Consider the following 17,313-nt stretch of genomic DNA (forward strand, 5'->3'; position numbering starts at 1 on the left):
TATAGAAACAATCCCTCGTTCCGCGGCAAAAAGCCTCCGGCTTCTTCCAGCCGAAGGCTTTGGCCCCATCCTCTATCCAATTATTCGCCTGCCGATTAAAACAATACGTAAGCGCCCGGACCGATCAATGCTATACCTAGGGCTACGGCAATAAGAATCAAGTTGTATTCGATCCCTCCGGATGTAACCCAAAACCCATTTCGGCCATGCACCTTAAGTATCGCTACCAGCATCGTAATGATGATCAGTGCCGCGCCTACAGGCGTCCATACGCCGGCTGCAAAGAGCAGCCCGCCGATAAGCTCGCCGATTCCTGCAAGAAATGCCATCAGCATCCCCGGCTTCATTCCGATCGAATCAAGCCACCCTCCCGTGCCTTTTAGCCCGTGCCCTCCGAACCACCCGAACAGCTTCTGCGTACCGTGCCCGGCAAAGATCAATCCCACAATGATACGAATAATAAGAAGTCCTGCGTTGACCATTTCAATCACTCCCCATTAAAATTAATAACTTATTTTATGTTAGTATATTACTTTAATGTATTTACTTTTGTCAAGCTACTAACTAAAAATAACTTCATATCATAAATGTATGCTCTCTCTCCGCCGCTCATGACATCGCGCAAGTATAGAATTTTCCTATTCCAGTAGTGTGGATTACTGACGGCACGACGATGAACGGGGTAAGCGATTCCGCTTGGAACCTGAATGTTTTTTCTTGCGAGATGTAGGAAAAAAGAAAAATTTGTCGAATACCCATAAACACGTGTAATTTCTGCATTCCATATTATTTTGCTTAAGGTGATCTCATTGGACGTAATTAAACAACTGCTGTTCAACATGTTAATTATCATTACTCCCGTGATGGCGTATCATGTGTTTTGGGCCGAACGCAACTACAGCATGAACCAGTCCGCCAAATATCGCAACGTCGCTGTGCCGGCGGCCGTAACGGCGCTGTTATGCATGCTCTATCCGTTTCAATTCGCGAACGGCTTCCTGTACGATTTCCGGTTCATTCCGCTGTCGATCTGTATTCTGTATGCCGGTTTGCTCCCCGCCTTGGGGGTTGCAGCGGTCATTATCGTCTACCGATTTTATTTGGGGGGAAGTCCTGAGGCGCTTATCCTGAGCGTGGTGCTTATCGGCTTGCTGATCCTTCTCGTACATCTGGCCAAACCGTACATCATCGGCCGGGATCGGATACGCGGCACGGCGGCGGCTTGTATCGTAGGCCTTATTACCGGCATTTTCTCCACCGTATTTTCCTGTGCGGCGTTCCTGCTCGTAGGCATTCCCTTGAATGCTTCGTTCTGGATGTACTTTGGCTTGTACAGCTTATTGTACGCCTGTACATTCGCCTTTGCCGTCTACGTGATCGAACAAATGATTATCAATGCCAACAAGCGAAACCATAACCAGCAGGTCGATAAAATGAATGTGTTAAGCGATCTTGCCGCATCGTTCGCCCATGAAATCAGGAATCCGATGACCGTCGCCAGAGGCTTTATGCAAATCTTGAAGCAGCCCGACATTTCCGAAGACAAGCGTAATCTGTACACCTCCATGGTCGTGGAAGAGATCGATAAAGCCCAGTCTATCGTTAACGATTATTTGGCGTTCGCCAAGCCGCAGCTGGAAGCCATCGAGCTGGTGGACGCCAAAGCGCTCATCCAGCAGGCGCTGCAATCGATCGAGCCTTATGCCAAGCTATGCCGTGTGGAGGTGGAGACGGAGCTGGAAGATAAAATGATCATCAGCGCGAATAAGGAGAAATTCGTGCAGTGCATGGTTCATTTATTCAAGAACGGGATTGAAGCGATGCCGGGCGGCGGCCGTTTGCGGATTATCGGCACCGTGCAAAGCCGCAGCGTCTGCATCGATATTATAGACCATGGCGTCGGAATGACGCCGGAAGAAATTCGCCGTTTGGGCACCCCTTTCTACTCTACGAGGGATAAAGGAACCGGCCTTGGGATGATGGTCACCTTCCGCGTCATTCAAACGATCCGCGGCAAAATCGACGTTACCAGCGAGGTCGGCAAAGGAACCTGTTTCTCTCTGATGATTCCGACGCTGCATACGACCTCTTATCATTAATCATTCGCTCCTTTAGCAGGCTGCTCAGCAAGCACATCCATCACTTGGCGAAACAAGGGAACGGATATGCTTTTTTCGTCCGGCGTCGCATTCTGAACTAATACGGCTACCGCGTATCGGGGCATTTCGGCAGGCCCGTACCCGATAAACCATTGATTGACTTTATCCCTGCCCTGCTTGTCCCGGACCTGAGCGGTCCCGGATTTGCCGGCAACCTTCCAATGCGCGGATTGCAGCCCGCTGCCGGTGCCGTGATCGACGACTTCCTCCATCCATGACAGCAATGTCTTGGAAGTGCCTGGAGATAAGGAGGCCGGCAGCCCCTCTACCCGATGAGCCGGCAGCTCCTCCATTAACCGGCCGTTGCCAAATCGTATCTCCTTGACGATTCTGGGAGATGCAACCTCTCCGCCGGAGAGCAGCGTGACGATCATGTTCGCGGCTTGCAGCGGAGTGACCAGAACGTCCCTCTGGCCGATCGAAGTCTGCGCCTTGACACCGCCGTCCTGCTTCGGTGTTGCGCCGGCGTAAACTTGACCCTTATCCTCGCTGTCCCATTGCCGAAAGCTTTCCTCCTGCATGAAGCGCCCGCTCCAGCCGACCCGCACGTCCAAGCCCAGCTTATGCGCATACTCCTCCAGTTTGACGCCGTCAAGCCGCTCGGCGATTTCGGCGAACACGATATTGCAAGACTGCGCATAGCCTTCCTCGAAGGTGATATGCCCGTGGCCGCCCTGCTTCCAGCAGCTCAGACCGTATTTACCCAATTCCCCCCGGCAATCGAATGTTTCGCCCGGCCGAACCAGACCTTCCTCAAGCGCCGCCGCCGCAGTGACCGTTTTGAAGATAGACCCTGGCGCAGTTCCCTTCACAGCTTTGTTGCTCCAGCTTCCCTGCTTCAGATCGACATGCTCCGGATGAAACTCCGGGCGGCTCGCCATCGCGATGACATCGGCATTGGCGGCATCCATAACGACAACCGCTCCTTCTTGAATGTGCAGCTTGTCCATAACCAGCTCGACCCGCCGCTGAATGGAGGCGTCTAACGTTGTGATCACCTTGAGCGGATAGTACGAATTGTCGGGGAAGACGGTCCTTGCAGCCAACCCGGCAAGCGGCCGTTTGAGACCGTCCGTAAACAAAGATAAGGAAGTCGGCCCGAGCCCCTGAAGCCACGGCTCGAACGTCTTCTCCAGTCCGGCGCCGCCGATCTTGCTCGTCAACTGCAGCTCGCCCTTATGAATCTGATCGGTAAATTGCCGGGTAATCCGCTGCGGGTCCTGGCTTATAAAACCGATAACCTGGCTGGCAAGCTGTTCCGCATCATACCGCTGCTTGTATCGCGTAACGGCAAGCTGCGGCAGCCCCAGAGCCTCGATTTGCCCGATTTGGGCCTCCGTCAGCTGAACGGGCTTCCCGTTCGCAGTCCAGACGGCAGGGCTCTTGAGCGACTCGACGAATGTCTGCCATTGCCGCTCGGATACATGAAGAATCTGGGCGATTTGCTGCCTCAATTGCAAATTATTTTCCGGGAAATGTTCCTTTACGGGAAAAACCGTCAGCACCGTCTTGACGCTGCCGGTTAGAGCGACTCCGTTTCTGTCGTAGAAGTCTCCGCGGCCGCTATCGAGCACAATTCCCTGCTCCCGCTGAATGACGGAATTTTCGACCAAATCGATGCTCCTGTCCGTAAAATTGCGGCTCGCAGCAACCTGTATCCAGAACAGTCTCACGTTCAACCCGATCAATAAAACGGTCATCAATAGCAATATATAGAATAAACGATGCTTCTTTAACGGAGACCGGTTTGCCATACGCTTGTGTCTCTCCTCGCAGTAGGTTACTTAGCAGTATGGGCTTCTTCTTCCGTTTACATAACAAAAAAAATGCCCTTTTCACGGCAAACTATCCCATGAAAAAGGCATCCGGTTACGAAACATATAATACAAAATACAATCATAGTGAACCTGCGGGTTATACCTCGAATTTGCTGAGCGATTCCTGCAGCGAATTGGAGAGCTGCTCCAGCTTGTCCGACAAGCGTACGAGGCCCGAGCTGATGTTCAGCTGCTCGGCGCTCAGCGAAGCGACCTCCTGGGACGTAGCCGAAGATTCTTCCGCTACGGCGCTGACGTTGGACATGGCATCGGACAATACGATTTGCGAAGCGTTCAGATTTTCGATCGAGTCCGTCACTTCAGACAATCTGCCGGAAAATCCTTCCATGTGAGTCTGAACTTCCTTGAAGATCGAGTCCGCTTCCTTAACCGAAGAAATTTGCTCTTGGAACATCGGATAGGCGTTGGACAATACTTTGACGGTTTCATCGATTTCCTTCTGAATCGTTTCGGTGAACTGACCGACAATAGCGATCGATTGACGGGACTGATCCGCAAGCTTCCGTATTTCATCGGCTACGACCATAAACCCTTTGCCGGCCGTTCCTGCGCGTGCCGCTTCGATCGTAGCGTTCAAGGACAAGATGTTCGTTTGCTTCGAAATATTGCTAAGCACATCCAAAATTTTGCGGATAGAGCTCGTACTTTCTTTAAGCTTATCGACTTTCTCAACCATTTCCCGGGTCATCGCTTCCGTAGCGTTGGTCTTGCCGATCAGCTCGGACATGTATTGAATTCCCTGTTCGCTGGCCTGCTGCACCGTTGCGGCGGCACTGCCCATCTCGATGTTGGCGTCGACGACCGATTTCATTTGAATGCTGATATTATGCGTAAGCTCGTTGCCGCGTTCCGACTCGACAGCCAGGCTCGAAGCGCCGCCGGCGATTTCTTCGGTAGCTACGGCAATCTCTTTGGCCGATAATGCCGTTTTCTTCGACGCGTCGGACAATTCGGCCGCCGTTGCCAGCACTTCCTGGGCGGAATGGTTCGTCTGCTGAACCAGCTGAGTGATCTTCTCCATCATTTGGTTGAAGCTTTGCCCCAGCTGCCCGATCTCATCCTGGGAATTTACTTTCATGCGTACCGTCAAATTCCCCTGCTCGCCTTCTTTCATCAAATTGCGCAGCGTGACTACGGGAGTGCCGATCATCCGCGCGACGAAGAAGCCGATGATTACCGCAATGACTGCCGCAATGCCGGCCATCACCCATGTAACGTTGAAGATCGCTGTGGCATCCTTCACCAGCTCGGCGATCGGCATGGCGCCAACGAGGTACCAACCGGTTTTTTCGGAATGATAATACACGATCTGCATATCTTTGTTGCCGGACATCGTATTGTTACGGTCGTCGACCATCGTTTCCTTAGCAATATCGATCGGCGTTTTTTGCCCGATAACGTTCGTGTCCTTGGCGAAAATGACGTTCAAATCGTCGGTAAGGATCATCGTTTGGCCGCCGTCGCCCATGCGGATGTCGCCCAATTCGCGATCGATCGCATCGACGCTGATTTCAAGCAGAAGAACCGCCTGCTGCGTGTTCGTCGTCGTATTCTTCAGCACTCTGCCCACGGCAAACGTCGGCGAAGTCGTGCCCTGAGAATATCCTTTGGGCTTCGCTTCCAGCCATGTCGCCTTGCCGTTGTTGTCCATAATCTTCTTGTACCATTCCTCAGAAGACAAGTTCTCGCTGCCCAAGGAGCTTCCCGAAGAGCTTAGCGGTTCCCCGTTGGCGCGCAGCAGATGAATCGCCTTGATCGTCTTGTTGGAATATGAATATACGTTCAGCTTATCACCGATTTTTTGTCTCAGCTGCAGAAAATCGTAGCTGCCCGGGTTGACCGTTCCGATATCGGAAAGCAGCTTTTTCATATCTTCATCCAGCAAAATTTGCATCGATAAATCTTCGTAGACTCCGTACAGCAAATCCATTTTTTGGCCGGCTTGAATAATCGTTTGTTCCGAAGCGTCGACGACCTTCTTCTGAAGCACGCCGCTGGAAATATTAAACGATGTGAAGCCTACAACCAGCACGAACGCCAAAATGCTGACCAGAAAAATAAGAAATAATTTCATGCCGACAGACTTGACCGGATTCTCAATCCGGATGCTGCCTACCGAGCCGGAAGCCCTTCCCAGAAACGATGTTCCGTTATTCGATCCTTCAACCCCCGATTTTTTTGCTGCAAATAAACTGCTGATTTTCTCCGTCCACTGCTTGAAATTGGACAATCTTTCCTTCAAAGGACCCACCACCCTGCTCTGAAATAGGTTATTCTGCGTATGTAGGGATGACGCTTAGCATATCTTGGTATACCAAATGTTATTCGACATGTTTTTCCAATATCCTTTTACTTAATCGCTTTCATGTCAAAAAAATAGTTCCATCGCCTCAAACCCCTATTATTGCAGCACACATTGTTTATTTTCTATGCAACACGTAGGATAATATTCCTTTTTACCAGATTTGTCCATGGGTCTTAGTTCCCAGAAAAAAAGAAGCCCTTTAATTAAAGGACTTCCTTGCACAGCTTCGCCTTCTGCGACGGTTTTTCTTAAGCCTTGCCCATCCGCTTGCGCATCATATCGAAAGGTTTGACAGGCTGATCGACCTTCATCCGGATTCTTTGCAGCGGATGGCGCGCGGCGTCCAGCGCTTGCCCCTCTTCATTCTCGATAGCCGGCACCGTTTGCTTGAAGAACGTGCCTTTGGGGCCGAAAAATTCGACCTCCTGACCCGGCTTGAAATGATTCCGCTGCTGAATCGTCGCAACGCCGCTAGCCTCGTCGTATTCCATGACGACGCCGACAAAATCGTAAGGAGACGCTTTATCCTCCGGCTCGAAGATATGATCCTCATGCCCCGGTTCATCGTAGAAAAATCCGGTATTCAGCGGGCGGTTGGCCGCCTTCTGAATTTCGTAGACCGAATCGGGATTCAGCTTGTAGTTCGCCGGATCGGCGAAATAAGCGTCGATCGCCTGACGGTAGGCATTTACGACGGTGGCTACGTAATGGACGCTCTTCATCCGTCCCTCGATCTTAAAGCTGTCCACGCCGGATCTCACCAGATCGGGAATATGCTCGATCATGCACAAATCTTTGGAGCTCATGGAGAACGGGTTATCTCCCTCGTTGAAGAGAGGAAGCTCCTTCAGCCCTTCCGCCTGGTCTTCCTCGCTGGTGAACAAATCGTACTTCCAGCGACAGGACTGACAGCAGCCGCCGCGGTTCGAGTCGCGGTCCGTGAAATGGTTCGACAGCACGCAGCGGCCCGAATAAGAGCTGCACATCGCACCGTGGACGAACACTTCAATCTCGATATCGACGTTGCGCTTAATGTCGACAATTTCCTGCATGCTCGCTTCGCGCGCCAGCACGACGCGGTCGACGCCTTCTTCCTTCCAGAATTGCACCGCTTGCCAGTTCATCGTCGATTGCTGCGTGCTCAAGTGAATTTCCAGCTTGGGCGCCACCCGTTTGCATGTCTCGATAATGACCGGGTCCGCAACGATAATGGCCGCGACGCCCGCATCCTGAATGCCGCGCAAATAATCCTCAATGCCGGACAAATCTTCGTTATGGGCATAAATATTCGTGGCTACGAATACTTTGGCACCGTATTTCGCCGCGAATTCCACGCCTTCGCGCATCTCTTCGAACGTAAAGTTGTCCGCGTTGGAGCGCAAACCGTATTGCTGCCCGCCGATATATACCGCATCCGCTCCGTAATGGACGGCAAACTTCAATTTTTCCAGGCTTCCCGCGGGAGCAAGCAGTTCCGGTTTATCCAGACGCACCCGCTTGCCGAGCAGCTCTTGCTGTAACATGGTCATCGATTCCACCCCTTTGACAGTTGTTGGTGCGGCATCGCCGCATTATTAATACACTTGTTCTTTATAGAAAAATCCGAAGGACAGCTCCCGGCGCGGGTCCTGCAGCCGCCGAATCGCCTCGATCCACTCTTCTTGGAATTCATATCCTTCCGGGTCGGCGCAATAAGCGTCGATCGCTTGACGGTAGCCTTGGATCACGGTCACATTATACGCTTCCGGTTTAAGCAGGCTTTCGATGCGGAAGCTGTCGATATTCCCCGCCATCAGCTCATGCAGGTCTTCCAGCATGCAAATATCGTCCGAGCTCATAATATGCGTGCCGTTGACGTCTTCGTAGACCGGGTATCGCTCGTCCTGGCGCTCCTGCTCGATGAGGAACAGCCCTTCTTCGATGCCGCTGCCGCGGAGCTCCGCCCGTCCTTGATGCTCTTGGTAATTCTTAAGCAGGCTTCGCTTGGAATGATAAATATTCGTAATGCCGTGCACCTGCACCTCGACCTCCATCGAAGGCAAATTGCGCTTGATGCCGAGCGTCTCCTCCAGATTCAGCTCCCGGGCCAGCACAACCCGTACGGCGCCTTTGCTGCGCCAATATCCCGCCGTCTCGTAGTTCGTCGAAGTCATCTCCGCGTTCCAGTGCAGCGGCAATCCTTGCGCCGATGCTTGGCGAAGCGCAATCAGCACCGCCGGATCTCCGAAGACGACGGCGTCCGCCTGCAGCTCCTTCAGCCGCCGCAAATAGGCGGGAAGCTCCGGCAGCAGATCGTTGTCCATAATTTTGTTGACCACGACATAGACTCTAGCTCCGCGCTCATGAGCCCAAGGGATCAGACCGGCCAGATCGTCCAGCTTTACTTCTCCCGGCATGCGCATGGCGTAGCGATGCTCTCCTACGGCAACCGCATCCGCCCCGGCTTCGATATAGGCGCGGGCCTGCTCTGCCGATCCGGCCGATATATACAGCTCCGGTTTTTTCATGGCTTCATTCTCCCCTGCTATAATTTCTATTGATTTTTCTTGCTGGCCGCAATATTTTGCTGATGCTGTTCATAGGTTTCGGCGAACAAATGGCCTTTGCCGCCGTCCTTTTTCGTCACATAGAACAAATACTTCGTGTCGGCGGGTTCAATCGCCGCCTTGATCGAAGACAGGCTGGGGCTCGCGATAGGCCCCGGCGGCAATCCGGCATGCAAATACGTATTATAAGGGCTTTCGATTTGCAAATCCTTCTCATAAAGCCGTTCCTTCGGTTTATCGAACAAATACTGTACGGTCGCGTCGATCTGCAGCGGCATTCCTTTCTGAAGACGGTTATAAATAACGCTGCCGACCAGAGGACGTTCTTCGTCCAGTACGACTTCCCTTTCGATCAGCGAAGCGACCGTCATCATCTGATGAAAGCTCTGGCCTCGCTCCGCAAGCTTCCGCTCCCAATCCGCCGGAAGTCCCGACAGCTTCTTGTCCAGCTCCAGCATCATTTGATCGAGCATGTCCTGCGGCTCTATCTCTTTCTTCCATTCGTAGGTTTCAGGGAACAGGTAGCCTTCCAGACGGTTTGACAGCTGCGGATTATCCGGAATCGCCGCGTACACCTTGGCGCTGAATCCTTTGTACTCCTGGGCCGTCTTCAGCAGTACCTCGGGGTCCGTCCCGAATTGCTGGCCGATTTTGTCCGCGATTTGTTTGATCGTGTAGCCTTCGGGAACCGTAAGCTTGATCCCCTGTTCCTTGATCGTCAATCCTTTATTCAGCGTATCGATGATGGCGTCAATCGTCATTCCGGGAACCATTTCATATTCGCCCGCTTGGAATTTGGCCCCTTCTCCTTTGTATTTCAAGTAATACGTAAACAGGGAAGCGCTGCGGATCAGTCCCGCGTTCTCAAGCTTTGCGGCGATCTGAACGGAACCCGTGCCGGGAGGAATGTCCACACGGACCGCTCCTTCCTTGGCCGGGGCCGGAGTCAGCATATGCCGCACGTATTGCCCCAAACTTAATACGGCGGCTAATCCGATGATGATAACAGTCCATAAGACCCGCTTTCCCGCCGATTTCATTGCTGCAGACACTGGCGATCTTGCTCTCCTTCCAAATCTGTATCGACCAACAACGAAAACGAGCGGATGATGTTCTCCGCTCGCCATTTATGAAAAATAACAAATTGTAGTCTTCTACATTTCGTCCTGCGGGAACGTCATCTCGTCATACAGCTCGGAGACGTTTTCCCACTCCTCATCATCATCTATGGTTTCCAATTCAAGCTCACCGCCAGCGGTGGAAGTTACCCGGAATAGCTCCGGCTCTTCATTCTTGGCGTTCTCCCGCTGAAGTACCGCATAGCCGCGGTCGCCCAGCAGAAACTCGGCCAGAAGCTTGTAAGTCATGGATCGTTCGCGGTCGTCATACAAAATAATATCATCTCCGTATGCGTCGCGCAACTGATTCGTTTCTTTCATATCTTGTAAATCGTACAAAGGAATGCCTCCTGTGCCTGGCTTATCGGGAGTCTTCTTCGTCTTCAGCCGCTTCGTCCATCAGCGTATTGAAGGTTTCCTCCACAATGTTCCACTCTTCCTCGTCTTCGATGGTGTACAATTGCAGATCGTCTCCGTCTTCCTCGTAGCGGAATGCGTACACCTCGTCGGATTCCTCATCGGCGTCGACCGGAACAACCATCAAATACTTTTTGTCCGAGCCGTCAACTTCAAATCTGGCAACCACTTCAAACTCCTCTTCATTGCCGTCGTCATCCGGAATAACAATGATATCCAGCTCTTCTTCCTGCAGTTGTTCCTCTTTAGACATGCCAATCACCTCTTCTTATTGGAATCCATATATCCTTGCAAAATAAGCGCAGCGGCCATTTTGTCGATGACCAGCTTTCGTTTCTTGCGACTTACGTCGGCTTCAAGCAAAGTTCGCTGCGCGGATGCCGTTGTCAGCCGTTCGTCGTACATATGAACGGGCATTTGCAGCGCGCTCCGCAATGCGTCGGCGAAGGCGATACATAGCTCGCCACGCGGCCCGATCGTGTTGTTCATATTTTTCGGTAATCCGACAACAAGCTCGCGAACGTCGTACTGCGCGATCAATTCGCGAATTCTGGCCAGATCGCGCTCCCCGGTCGAACGCCGGATCGTTTCCACCCCTTGCGCCGTCCAGCCGAGCTCATCGCTTACCGCGATGCCGATCGTCTTATCGCCGTAATCCAAACCCATTAACCTTTCCATGCTTTTCGTACTCCCAATCCGAGAAAAGCAAGCGCGAGCGTGTCAGACGCCCGCGCCTGGATGTCTGCTTATGATTTATGCTGGTGCAAGTACGAACGAACGAGCTCCTCGATCAACTCATCCCGCTCCCGCTTGCGGATTATGCTCCTTGCATTGTTATGGCGGGGAATATAAGCCGGGTCTCCAGACAAAAGGTATCCGACGATCTGGTTGATCGGATTATAGCCTTTCTCCTGAAGCGCGTCATATACCGCCAGCATGACTTCCTTGGGCGATGTTTCGATTTCTTCCGCTTTTACGTTGAACTTCATCGTTTTATCCATCGAACTCATCTGGGCACCCCCTTAGACACAGAAATGTGAAACCTCCGCTGTCGAACGAAGCATACAACAGCCAATACCTTCTTATATTCGCTGTTTGTCGAATAATTCCTCTTGACAGAACAAATTTATTTCAACAAATGTCAGCTACACGTTCACTTGCGCGGCAATCAGCTTCTCGACGTTGCTCAAAGCCTCCTGAAGCTTGGAAGCGTCCTTGCCTCCGGCCTGAGCCATGTCCGGACGGCCTCCGCCGCTGCCGCCGACGATAGCGGCCGTTTCTTTGATCAGCTTCCCGGCATGGTAGCCTTTGGCCGTCAAATCCGGCGTTACTGCGGCGACGAGATTGACTTTATCTTCGGTCGCGGCGCCGAGGACGATGACGGCCGAGTTCAGCTTGCCCTTCATCTGGTCGACGATGCCGCGCAGCGACTCCATATCGCCCGCGCTCACTTGAGCGGCCAGCAGGCTGACGCCTTGCACCTGTTTCACCTGCTCGGCGAGCGAGCCGGCTTCGATCTTGCCGAGCTTCGCCTTGAGCGACTCGTTCTCGCGGGAGAGCTCCTTCATTTGCGCGAACAAACCGTCGATCCGCTTCGGCACGTCCTGGATATTCGCCTTCAGCAGTCCCGCCGCGTCGCGAAGCAGCTCCAGCTGTCCGTCCAAATATTCGTAGGCGTTGCGGCCCGTTACCGCCTCAATCCGGCGTACGCCGGAGCCGATACCCGATTCGCTGACGATTTTAAATAAGCCGATCTGGCTCGTATTGCCGACATGGCATCCTCCGCACAGCTCAAGGCTGTAGTCGCCGACTTGCACGACGCGGACGATGTCGCCGTATTTTTCGCCGAACAGCGCCATCGCTCCCATCGCCTTCGCTTCGGCAATCGGCTTCAGCGCAATGTTCAGCGGAGTGCTCTTCCAGATTTGGCGGTTGACGCGCCGTTCGATATCCTGAAGCTCTTCCGCGCTGATGCCGCCGAAATGGGAGAAGTCGAACCGCAAACGTTCCGGCGCAACGAGCGATCCGGCCTGATTGACATGCTCGCCCAGCACCTCTTTGAGCGCTTTGTGCAGCAAATGCGTAGCCGTATGGTTTTTAACAATATCTTCGCGCAGCTCCTGATTCACGGCAGCTTCGACCGTATCGCCTTTGCGCAGTACGCCCGATTGTACGCTAACCGTCATGACATGCTGTCCGTGAGGCGCCTTGGCGACATCCTCGACGTTCAGACGCAGATCGCCTGCGGTGATCGTTCCGTGGTCGCTCACTTGACCGCCGCTCTCCGCATAGAATGGCGTGCGGTCCAAAATCACCTGGCACGTCTCGCCTACGCCGACCAAGTCGACGAACTGGTTCTCGTGCACGATGGCGATGACCTTAGCAGTAGTTACCAATTCATTATACCCAACAAATTCGCTTTTAACCGTAAAATCGGCCAGCGGCCCGCCTTGGACCTTCATGCTCTCGGCATCCTGCCGGGCCGCTCTGGCGCGGTCGCGCTGCTCCTGCATCGCTGCGTCGAAGCCTTCGCGGTCGACCGTCATGCCTTTTTCCGCAGCGAAGTCTTCGGTCAAATCGAACGGGAAGCCGTACGTATCGTATAGCTTGAACGCATCTGGCCCGCTGATTTGCGTGCTGCCTTCCTTGCGGGCTTTCTCCGCCATTTCCGCCAAAATCGCCAAACCGTCGGACAACGTTTCGTGGAAGCGTTCCTCCTCGGTGCGAATTACCTTTTCGATAAATTCGCGCTTGTCGACGACTTCCGGATAGTAGACGCCCATGACTTCCCCGACGACCGGAGTGAGCGTGTGCAGGAACGGCTTATCCAGACCGATCACTTTGCCGTAGCGCACGGCGCGGCGCAGCAGACGGCGAATAATGTAGCCGCGGCCTTCGTTGGACGGAAGCACGCCGTCTCCGACGGAGAATACGACGGTACGGATATGGTCGGCGATCACTTTCAGCGCGACATCGGTCTCTTCGTTCTCGTTATAGGTGACGCCGGCCAGCTTGCATGTCTCTTGAATGATCGGCTGGAACAAATCGGTGTCGAAGTTCGAATCGACATCCTGCAGCACGCTGGCGAAGCGTTCAAGACCTGCGCCGGTATCGATGTTTTTATTCGGAAGCGGCGTGTAGCTGCCGTCCTTATTATGGTTGAACTGGGAGAAGACGAGGTTCCACACTTCGAGGAAGCGCTCGTTTTCCCCGCCGGGCCAGCATTCCGGATCGTTCAAATCGCCGTAAGCTTCGCCGCGGTCGTAGAAAATTTCCGTACAAGGTCCGCACGGGCCTTCGCCGATATCCCAGAAGTTATCCTCGAGCTTGTAAATTCGCTCTTCCGGCAGACCGATCTTTTTATTCCAAAATTCAAACGCTTCCGTATCCTCAGGATATACCGTAACCGACAGCCGCTCCGGATCGAGAGCGAGCCATTCCTTGCCTGTCAAGAATTCCCACGCCCAAGTAATCACTTCCTCTTTGAAATAGTCGCCGATGGAGAAGTTGCCCAGCATCTCGAAGAACGTATGGTGACGGCGGGTTTTGCCGACATTTTCAATGTCGTTGGTGCGGATGCACTTCTGCGAGTTCGCAATCCGCGGATTGTCCGGGACGACCCGGCCGTCGAAATAAGGCTTCAGAGGAGCCATGCCCGCATTGATCCACAACAGGGACGGATCGTTATGCGGCACGAGCGGAGCGCTCGGCTCGATCTTATGCCCTTTGCTTTCAAAAAAAGCTAACCATTTGGAACGAATTTCACTGGCTTTCATGATGGATTGACCTCCTAAAATTCTTGGCTTGAACAAAATAAAAAATCGCCCCTGCAAACAGGGACGAATTGATCGCGGTACCACCCTGGTTATCATACAGCCGCCTTGCCGATCGGCAGACCGACAGCCGTATAATCTCCTTAATTAGACGTATAACGAGTCCATCCGGCGGATTTGTTCCGCACTCCGAAATGAGCTTTCAGCCATCCTTCATGTAAAGGCTCTCGCAGCCGGCGCAGCACCGAGTGCACGCTCCGGAACCTTCTCTCTGAACAAGGTCTACGGCTTACTTGATTTCATCAACGCTTTCGTTCTATCCATTATTTTGCACTATATTAAGGAGATTATATACGTTCCGCCGCCGGACTGTCAACTGAGCGGCCAAGACCGGGCAGGGCGGACTCCGTCAACGGAAAATGCCCGGCCGAACCGTCACGCCAAGTAGCGGAAGTACACATATATGTTGGCGATGGCGACCGACAAAAGCATAAGCGGGAAAGCGATCTTGAAATACTTCATGAACGAAATCGGATGCCCTTCTCTGCCCGATATTCCGGCGACAATCAGATTGGCGCTGGCTCCGATCAGCGATCCGTTGCCTCCCAGACATGCGCCGAGCGCAAGACTCCACCACAGCGGCTCCAGATCGGAGACGCCCATCGCTCCCATCTCCTGTATGAGGGGAATCATCGTCGCTACGAACGGAATATTATCCAGAAACGCCGAGGCGACGGCACTAAGCCATAAAATCAGAACGGCCGATTTGGTTACATCCCCTCCGGTTATTTCCATCGCATAGGTCGCCAGCTTGGCAATGACTCCGGTCTCTACCAATCCGCCTACAAGCACGAACAGTCCGACAAAGAAGAAAATGGTCGTCCATTCCACCCTGTGGAACGCTTCCTCAAGATAATGCTCTCCGGTCAGCAGCAGAAGCAAAAACGCTCCGGCCAGCGCAACCGTCGCCGATTCCAGGTGAACCAGCTGATGCACGAAGAAACCGATGATCGTCAGGCCAAGCACTACAATGCATTTTTTGAGCAGAACGGGATCTTTAATCTCCGCTCTTTCATCCATGTCCATCATGCCAAGCCGCAGTTCGTCGGTCGTCTTGATTTGTTTGCGGTAAATCAGCACAAAGAAAGGAAGCGTCACCAGTAAGATAAGAAGTGAAATCAAGCTCAAATTGTTAATGAACGACATGAAAGTCAGTTCCTCTACCGCGCTGCCGATCATAATGTTAGGCGGATCGCCGATGAGCGTCGCCGTGCCGCCGATATTGGAGGACATAATTTGCGTGATCAAGAACGGGACGGGGTTTACTTGCAGCTGCCGAGTAATGCTTAACGTGACCGGCACCATGAGCAGCACCGTCGTTACATTGTCCAGGAAGGCGGAGCCGACGGCCGTCACGATGCAGAGCACAATAAGAATGCGAACCGGGTGGCCCTGAACCTTCTTGGCGGACCATACGGCGATATACCGAAACAGCCCCGTCTCCGCGGTGATGCCGACGATGATCATCATTCCGATCAGCAGCCCCAGCGTGTTGAAGTCGATATGATGCAAAGCTGCGCCCTGATCGACGATGCCCATAACGATCATCAATATGCCGCCGATCATCGCAACGATCGTGCGATGAATTTTTTCCGTAATAATGAGCGCGTAAATAACCAAAAAAATGCCGATTGCTATCCAAGCTTGTTGTTCCATAGAGACCCTCCTAAACATATTCCCGGTACCTGAAAAAGGCAAAAAGGAGCCCTTGGTGACAGGCTCCTCCAAAACAGTTTGCGTATTCGTTTGTTTGCTTATCCGTTCATTCGCCGGCTCGTCTTCACAGGTTTGTAGACGCTCCATTTAATACGATGAACGTTAACCAATGGTTTCACTTTTTTCATATCTCGTCCGCAAATAGATCAGCTAAGTCGTGCGCCTATGCACATAGTACATAAACACATGCTGCAGGATAACCTTCATCACCGCGAAAAAGGGTACGGCCAAAATCAGCCCCACGACCCCGGCCAGCTCGCCGCCGACGAGCAAAGCGAAAATAATAAGCAGCGGATGCATTTTGAGCGAGCGCCCGACGACCTGCGGCGAAATGACGTTGCCTTCGAGTATTTGGCAGATCGTATTGACCAGCGCCACCATCAGCACCATTTTCAGCGAAATCGTCGAAGCCATAACGATTGCGGGAGCCGCGCCGAAAAACGGACCGAGGTAAGGGATGATGTTAAAAACCGCTACAAGACACGCCAGCAGCAGCGCATAAGGCATCCCTATCGCCCAATATCCCAAATAAGCCAAAATGCCGATAATCATGCAAACGAGAAACTGCCCGCGAATGTAGTTGCCGAGCGCCGTATCCATATCCACGAGTAGCGTGATGACCTGCTTGCGCTTCGCTTTGGGCACGATGGCGAGCACCGTCTTCTCGATCAACTGGAAATCTTTCAATATATAAAAGGCCAGAAACGGAATAATAAACGCAATAAACAGCATATTGATCGTACTGCCGATTCCGTCGATATATTCGGAAATCGCCAAGGAGATCCCGTTTTCCAGCTTATTGAGCGACTGATTGATCCCGGTGCGGACGCTGTCCGGCAAAAACTGCACCCGGTTCATGTCGTCGACGATGCCCTGCGCCTTCATCGCCAGCTGCGGCAAATGGTTGTTCAGCTGTGCCAGCTGCGTCATAAACATCGGAATGATGTTCATCAGCACGACGGTCGTAGACAAAATAAATACGGCGTAGATCAGCAGCACCGCCACGGTGCGGGGCACCTTCCTCGCATTGAGCAAAGAAACGACCGGATTGAGCACGTACGATATAATCATCGCTATAATAAACGGAGCCAATATTTCCTTGAAAAAACCGTAGATGGCCGTGATCATCGGACGGATTTGCAGCAGCATGAACAAAATCAGCAAGCTCAACAATATATAGACAAGGACCGTAAACAATTGACTTTTATAAAACCGATCCACATATTTCACCTGCCTCTTGCTTCTTTCTGTCCGGGCTCCTTTACAGTATATGTACAACCTTGCTATTTAATCCTCCGCGGCCCGATTTCTCCAGAAAGCGGGCATAACTTGCCCGCCGGCGAATACATTTGGATAATGGCTAACTTCCGTAAGAACAAAT

14 protein-coding genes are annotated in these 17,313 nt (G+C 52.6%); 1 reads left to right on the plus strand and 13 read right to left on the minus strand.

Going from position 1 to position 17,313, the window contains the following annotated elements; genetic code table 11:
- Nucleotides 1–95: 95 nt before the first annotated feature.
- Nucleotides 96–482 (minus strand): DoxX family protein, encoded by a 387-nt coding sequence (locus SK3146_RS08440; RefSeq protein ID WP_249864661.1) that lies wholly within the window; start codon nt 480–482, stop codon nt 96–98.
- Nucleotides 483–800: 318 nt separating this feature from the next.
- On the opposite strand from SK3146_RS08440, the gene SK3146_RS08445 reads away from it, so the two are divergent.
- Nucleotides 801–2,099, plus strand: a complete 1,299-nt coding sequence (locus SK3146_RS08445; RefSeq protein WP_249866230.1) for an ATP-binding protein — start codon at nt 801–803, stop codon at nt 2,097–2,099.
- Here the strand turns inward: SK3146_RS08445 and SK3146_RS08450 are convergent.
- The 12 genes from SK3146_RS08450 to SK3146_RS08505 all read right to left on the minus strand — a co-directional run bounded on the left by SK3146_RS08450 (nt 2,096) and on the right by SK3146_RS08505 (nt 17,153).
- Nucleotides 2,096–3,913 (minus strand): peptidoglycan D,D-transpeptidase FtsI family protein, encoded by a 1,818-nt coding sequence (locus tag SK3146_RS08450; RefSeq protein WP_249864662.1) that lies wholly within the window; start codon nt 3,911–3,913, stop codon nt 2,096–2,098. The two genes, SK3146_RS08445 and SK3146_RS08450, sit on opposite strands and share 4 nt — an antisense overlap.
- 160 nt (nt 3,914–4,073) lie before the next feature.
- The gene (locus tag SK3146_RS08455; RefSeq protein ID WP_375295520.1) at nt 4,074–6,071 is read right to left on the minus strand and encodes a methyl-accepting chemotaxis protein; all 1,998 of its coding nucleotides are present in this window, start codon (nt 6,069–6,071) and stop codon (nt 4,074–4,076) included.
- 479 nt (nt 6,072–6,550) lie between these two features.
- On the minus strand, nt 6,551–7,831 hold the full coding sequence (locus tag SK3146_RS08460; RefSeq protein ID WP_249864664.1) for a peptidase U32 family protein: 1,281 nt from the start codon (nt 7,829–7,831) through the stop codon (nt 6,551–6,553).
- A gap of 45 nt (nt 7,832–7,876) precedes the next feature.
- Nucleotides 7,877–8,809 carry a peptidase U32 family protein gene (locus tag SK3146_RS08465; protein WP_249864665.1) on the minus strand — a complete coding sequence of 311 codons (933 nt, stop codon included), beginning with the start codon at nt 8,807–8,809 and terminating at the stop codon, nt 7,877–7,879.
- Nucleotides 8,810–8,835: 26 nt separating this feature from the next.
- Nucleotides 8,836–9,888, minus strand: a complete 1,053-nt coding sequence (mltG, locus tag SK3146_RS08470; RefSeq protein ID WP_249864666.1) for an endolytic transglycosylase MltG — start codon at nt 9,886–9,888, stop codon at nt 8,836–8,838.
- 114 nt (nt 9,889–10,002) lie between these two features.
- Nucleotides 10,003–10,305 (minus strand): DUF1292 domain-containing protein, encoded by a 303-nt coding sequence (locus SK3146_RS08475; protein WP_249864667.1) that lies wholly within the window; start codon nt 10,303–10,305, stop codon nt 10,003–10,005.
- 22 nt (nt 10,306–10,327) lie between these two features.
- Nucleotides 10,328–10,636, minus strand: coding sequence for a DUF1292 domain-containing protein (locus SK3146_RS08480; RefSeq protein WP_249864668.1), 309 nt, complete (start codon nt 10,634–10,636; stop codon nt 10,328–10,330).
- Nucleotides 10,637–10,641: 5 nt separating this feature from the next.
- Nucleotides 10,642–11,061, minus strand: coding sequence for a Holliday junction resolvase RuvX (gene ruvX, locus SK3146_RS08485; protein WP_249864669.1), 420 nt, complete (start codon nt 11,059–11,061; stop codon nt 10,642–10,644).
- A gap of 68 nt (nt 11,062–11,129) precedes the next feature.
- Nucleotides 11,130–11,393, minus strand: coding sequence for an IreB family regulatory phosphoprotein (locus SK3146_RS08490; protein ID WP_249864670.1), 264 nt, complete (start codon nt 11,391–11,393; stop codon nt 11,130–11,132).
- A gap of 135 nt (nt 11,394–11,528) precedes the next feature.
- The gene (gene alaS, locus SK3146_RS08495; protein ID WP_249864671.1) at nt 11,529–14,159 is read right to left on the minus strand and encodes an alanine--tRNA ligase; all 2,631 of its coding nucleotides are present in this window, start codon (nt 14,157–14,159) and stop codon (nt 11,529–11,531) included.
- Between the two features lie 432 nt (nt 14,160–14,591).
- A complete protein-coding gene (locus SK3146_RS08500; RefSeq protein WP_249864672.1) occupies nt 14,592–15,872 on the minus strand; it encodes an ArsB/NhaD family transporter in 1,281 nt (426 codons plus the stop codon).
- 210 nt (nt 15,873–16,082) lie between these two features.
- Nucleotides 16,083–17,153 carry an AI-2E family transporter gene (locus tag SK3146_RS08505; RefSeq protein WP_249866231.1) on the minus strand — a complete coding sequence of 357 codons (1,071 nt, stop codon included), beginning with the start codon at nt 17,151–17,153 and terminating at the stop codon, nt 16,083–16,085.
- Between the last annotated feature and the right edge of the window lie 160 nt (nt 17,154–17,313).

The sequence above is a fragment of the Paenibacillus konkukensis genome, from assembly GCF_023523925.1.
GTDB classification, from domain to species: Bacteria; Bacillota; Bacilli; order Paenibacillales; family NBRC-103111; genus Paenibacillus_S; species Paenibacillus_S doosanensis.

Bases quoted from the DNA above. Each gene is read 5' to 3' on its own strand.
- SK3146_RS08440 (WP_249864661.1), bottom strand. From the start codon at position 482: ATGGTCAACGCAGGACTTCTTATTATTCGTATCATTGTGGGATTGATC.
- SK3146_RS08450 (WP_249864662.1), bottom strand. From the start codon at position 3,913: ATGGCAAACCGGTCTCCGTTAAAGAAGCATCGTTTATTCTATATATTG.
- SK3146_RS08455 (WP_375295520.1), bottom strand. From the start codon at position 6,071: ATGAAATTATTTCTTATTTTTCTGGTCAGCATTTTGGCGTTCGTGCTG.
- SK3146_RS08460 (WP_249864664.1), bottom strand. From the start codon at position 7,831: ATGACCATGTTACAGCAAGAGCTGCTCGGCAAGCGGGTGCGTCTGGAT.
- SK3146_RS08465 (WP_249864665.1), bottom strand. From the start codon at position 8,809: ATGAAAAAACCGGAGCTGTATATATCGGCCGGATCGGCAGAGCAGGCC.
- mltG (WP_249864666.1), bottom strand. From the start codon at position 9,888: ATGAAATCGGCGGGAAAGCGGGTCTTATGGACTGTTATCATCATCGGA.
- SK3146_RS08480 (WP_249864668.1), bottom strand. From the start codon at position 10,636: ATGTCTAAAGAGGAACAACTGCAGGAAGAAGAGCTGGATATCATTGTT.
- ruvX (WP_249864669.1), bottom strand. From the start codon at position 11,061: ATGGAAAGGTTAATGGGTTTGGATTACGGCGATAAGACGATCGGCATC.
- SK3146_RS08490 (WP_249864670.1), bottom strand. From the start codon at position 11,393: ATGAGTTCGATGGATAAAACGATGAAGTTCAACGTAAAAGCGGAAGAA.
- alaS (WP_249864671.1), bottom strand. From the start codon at position 14,159: ATGAAAGCCAGTGAAATTCGTTCCAAATGGTTAGCTTTTTTTGAAAGC.
- SK3146_RS08500 (WP_249864672.1), bottom strand. From the start codon at position 15,872: ATGGAACAACAAGCTTGGATAGCAATCGGCATTTTTTTGGTTATTTAC.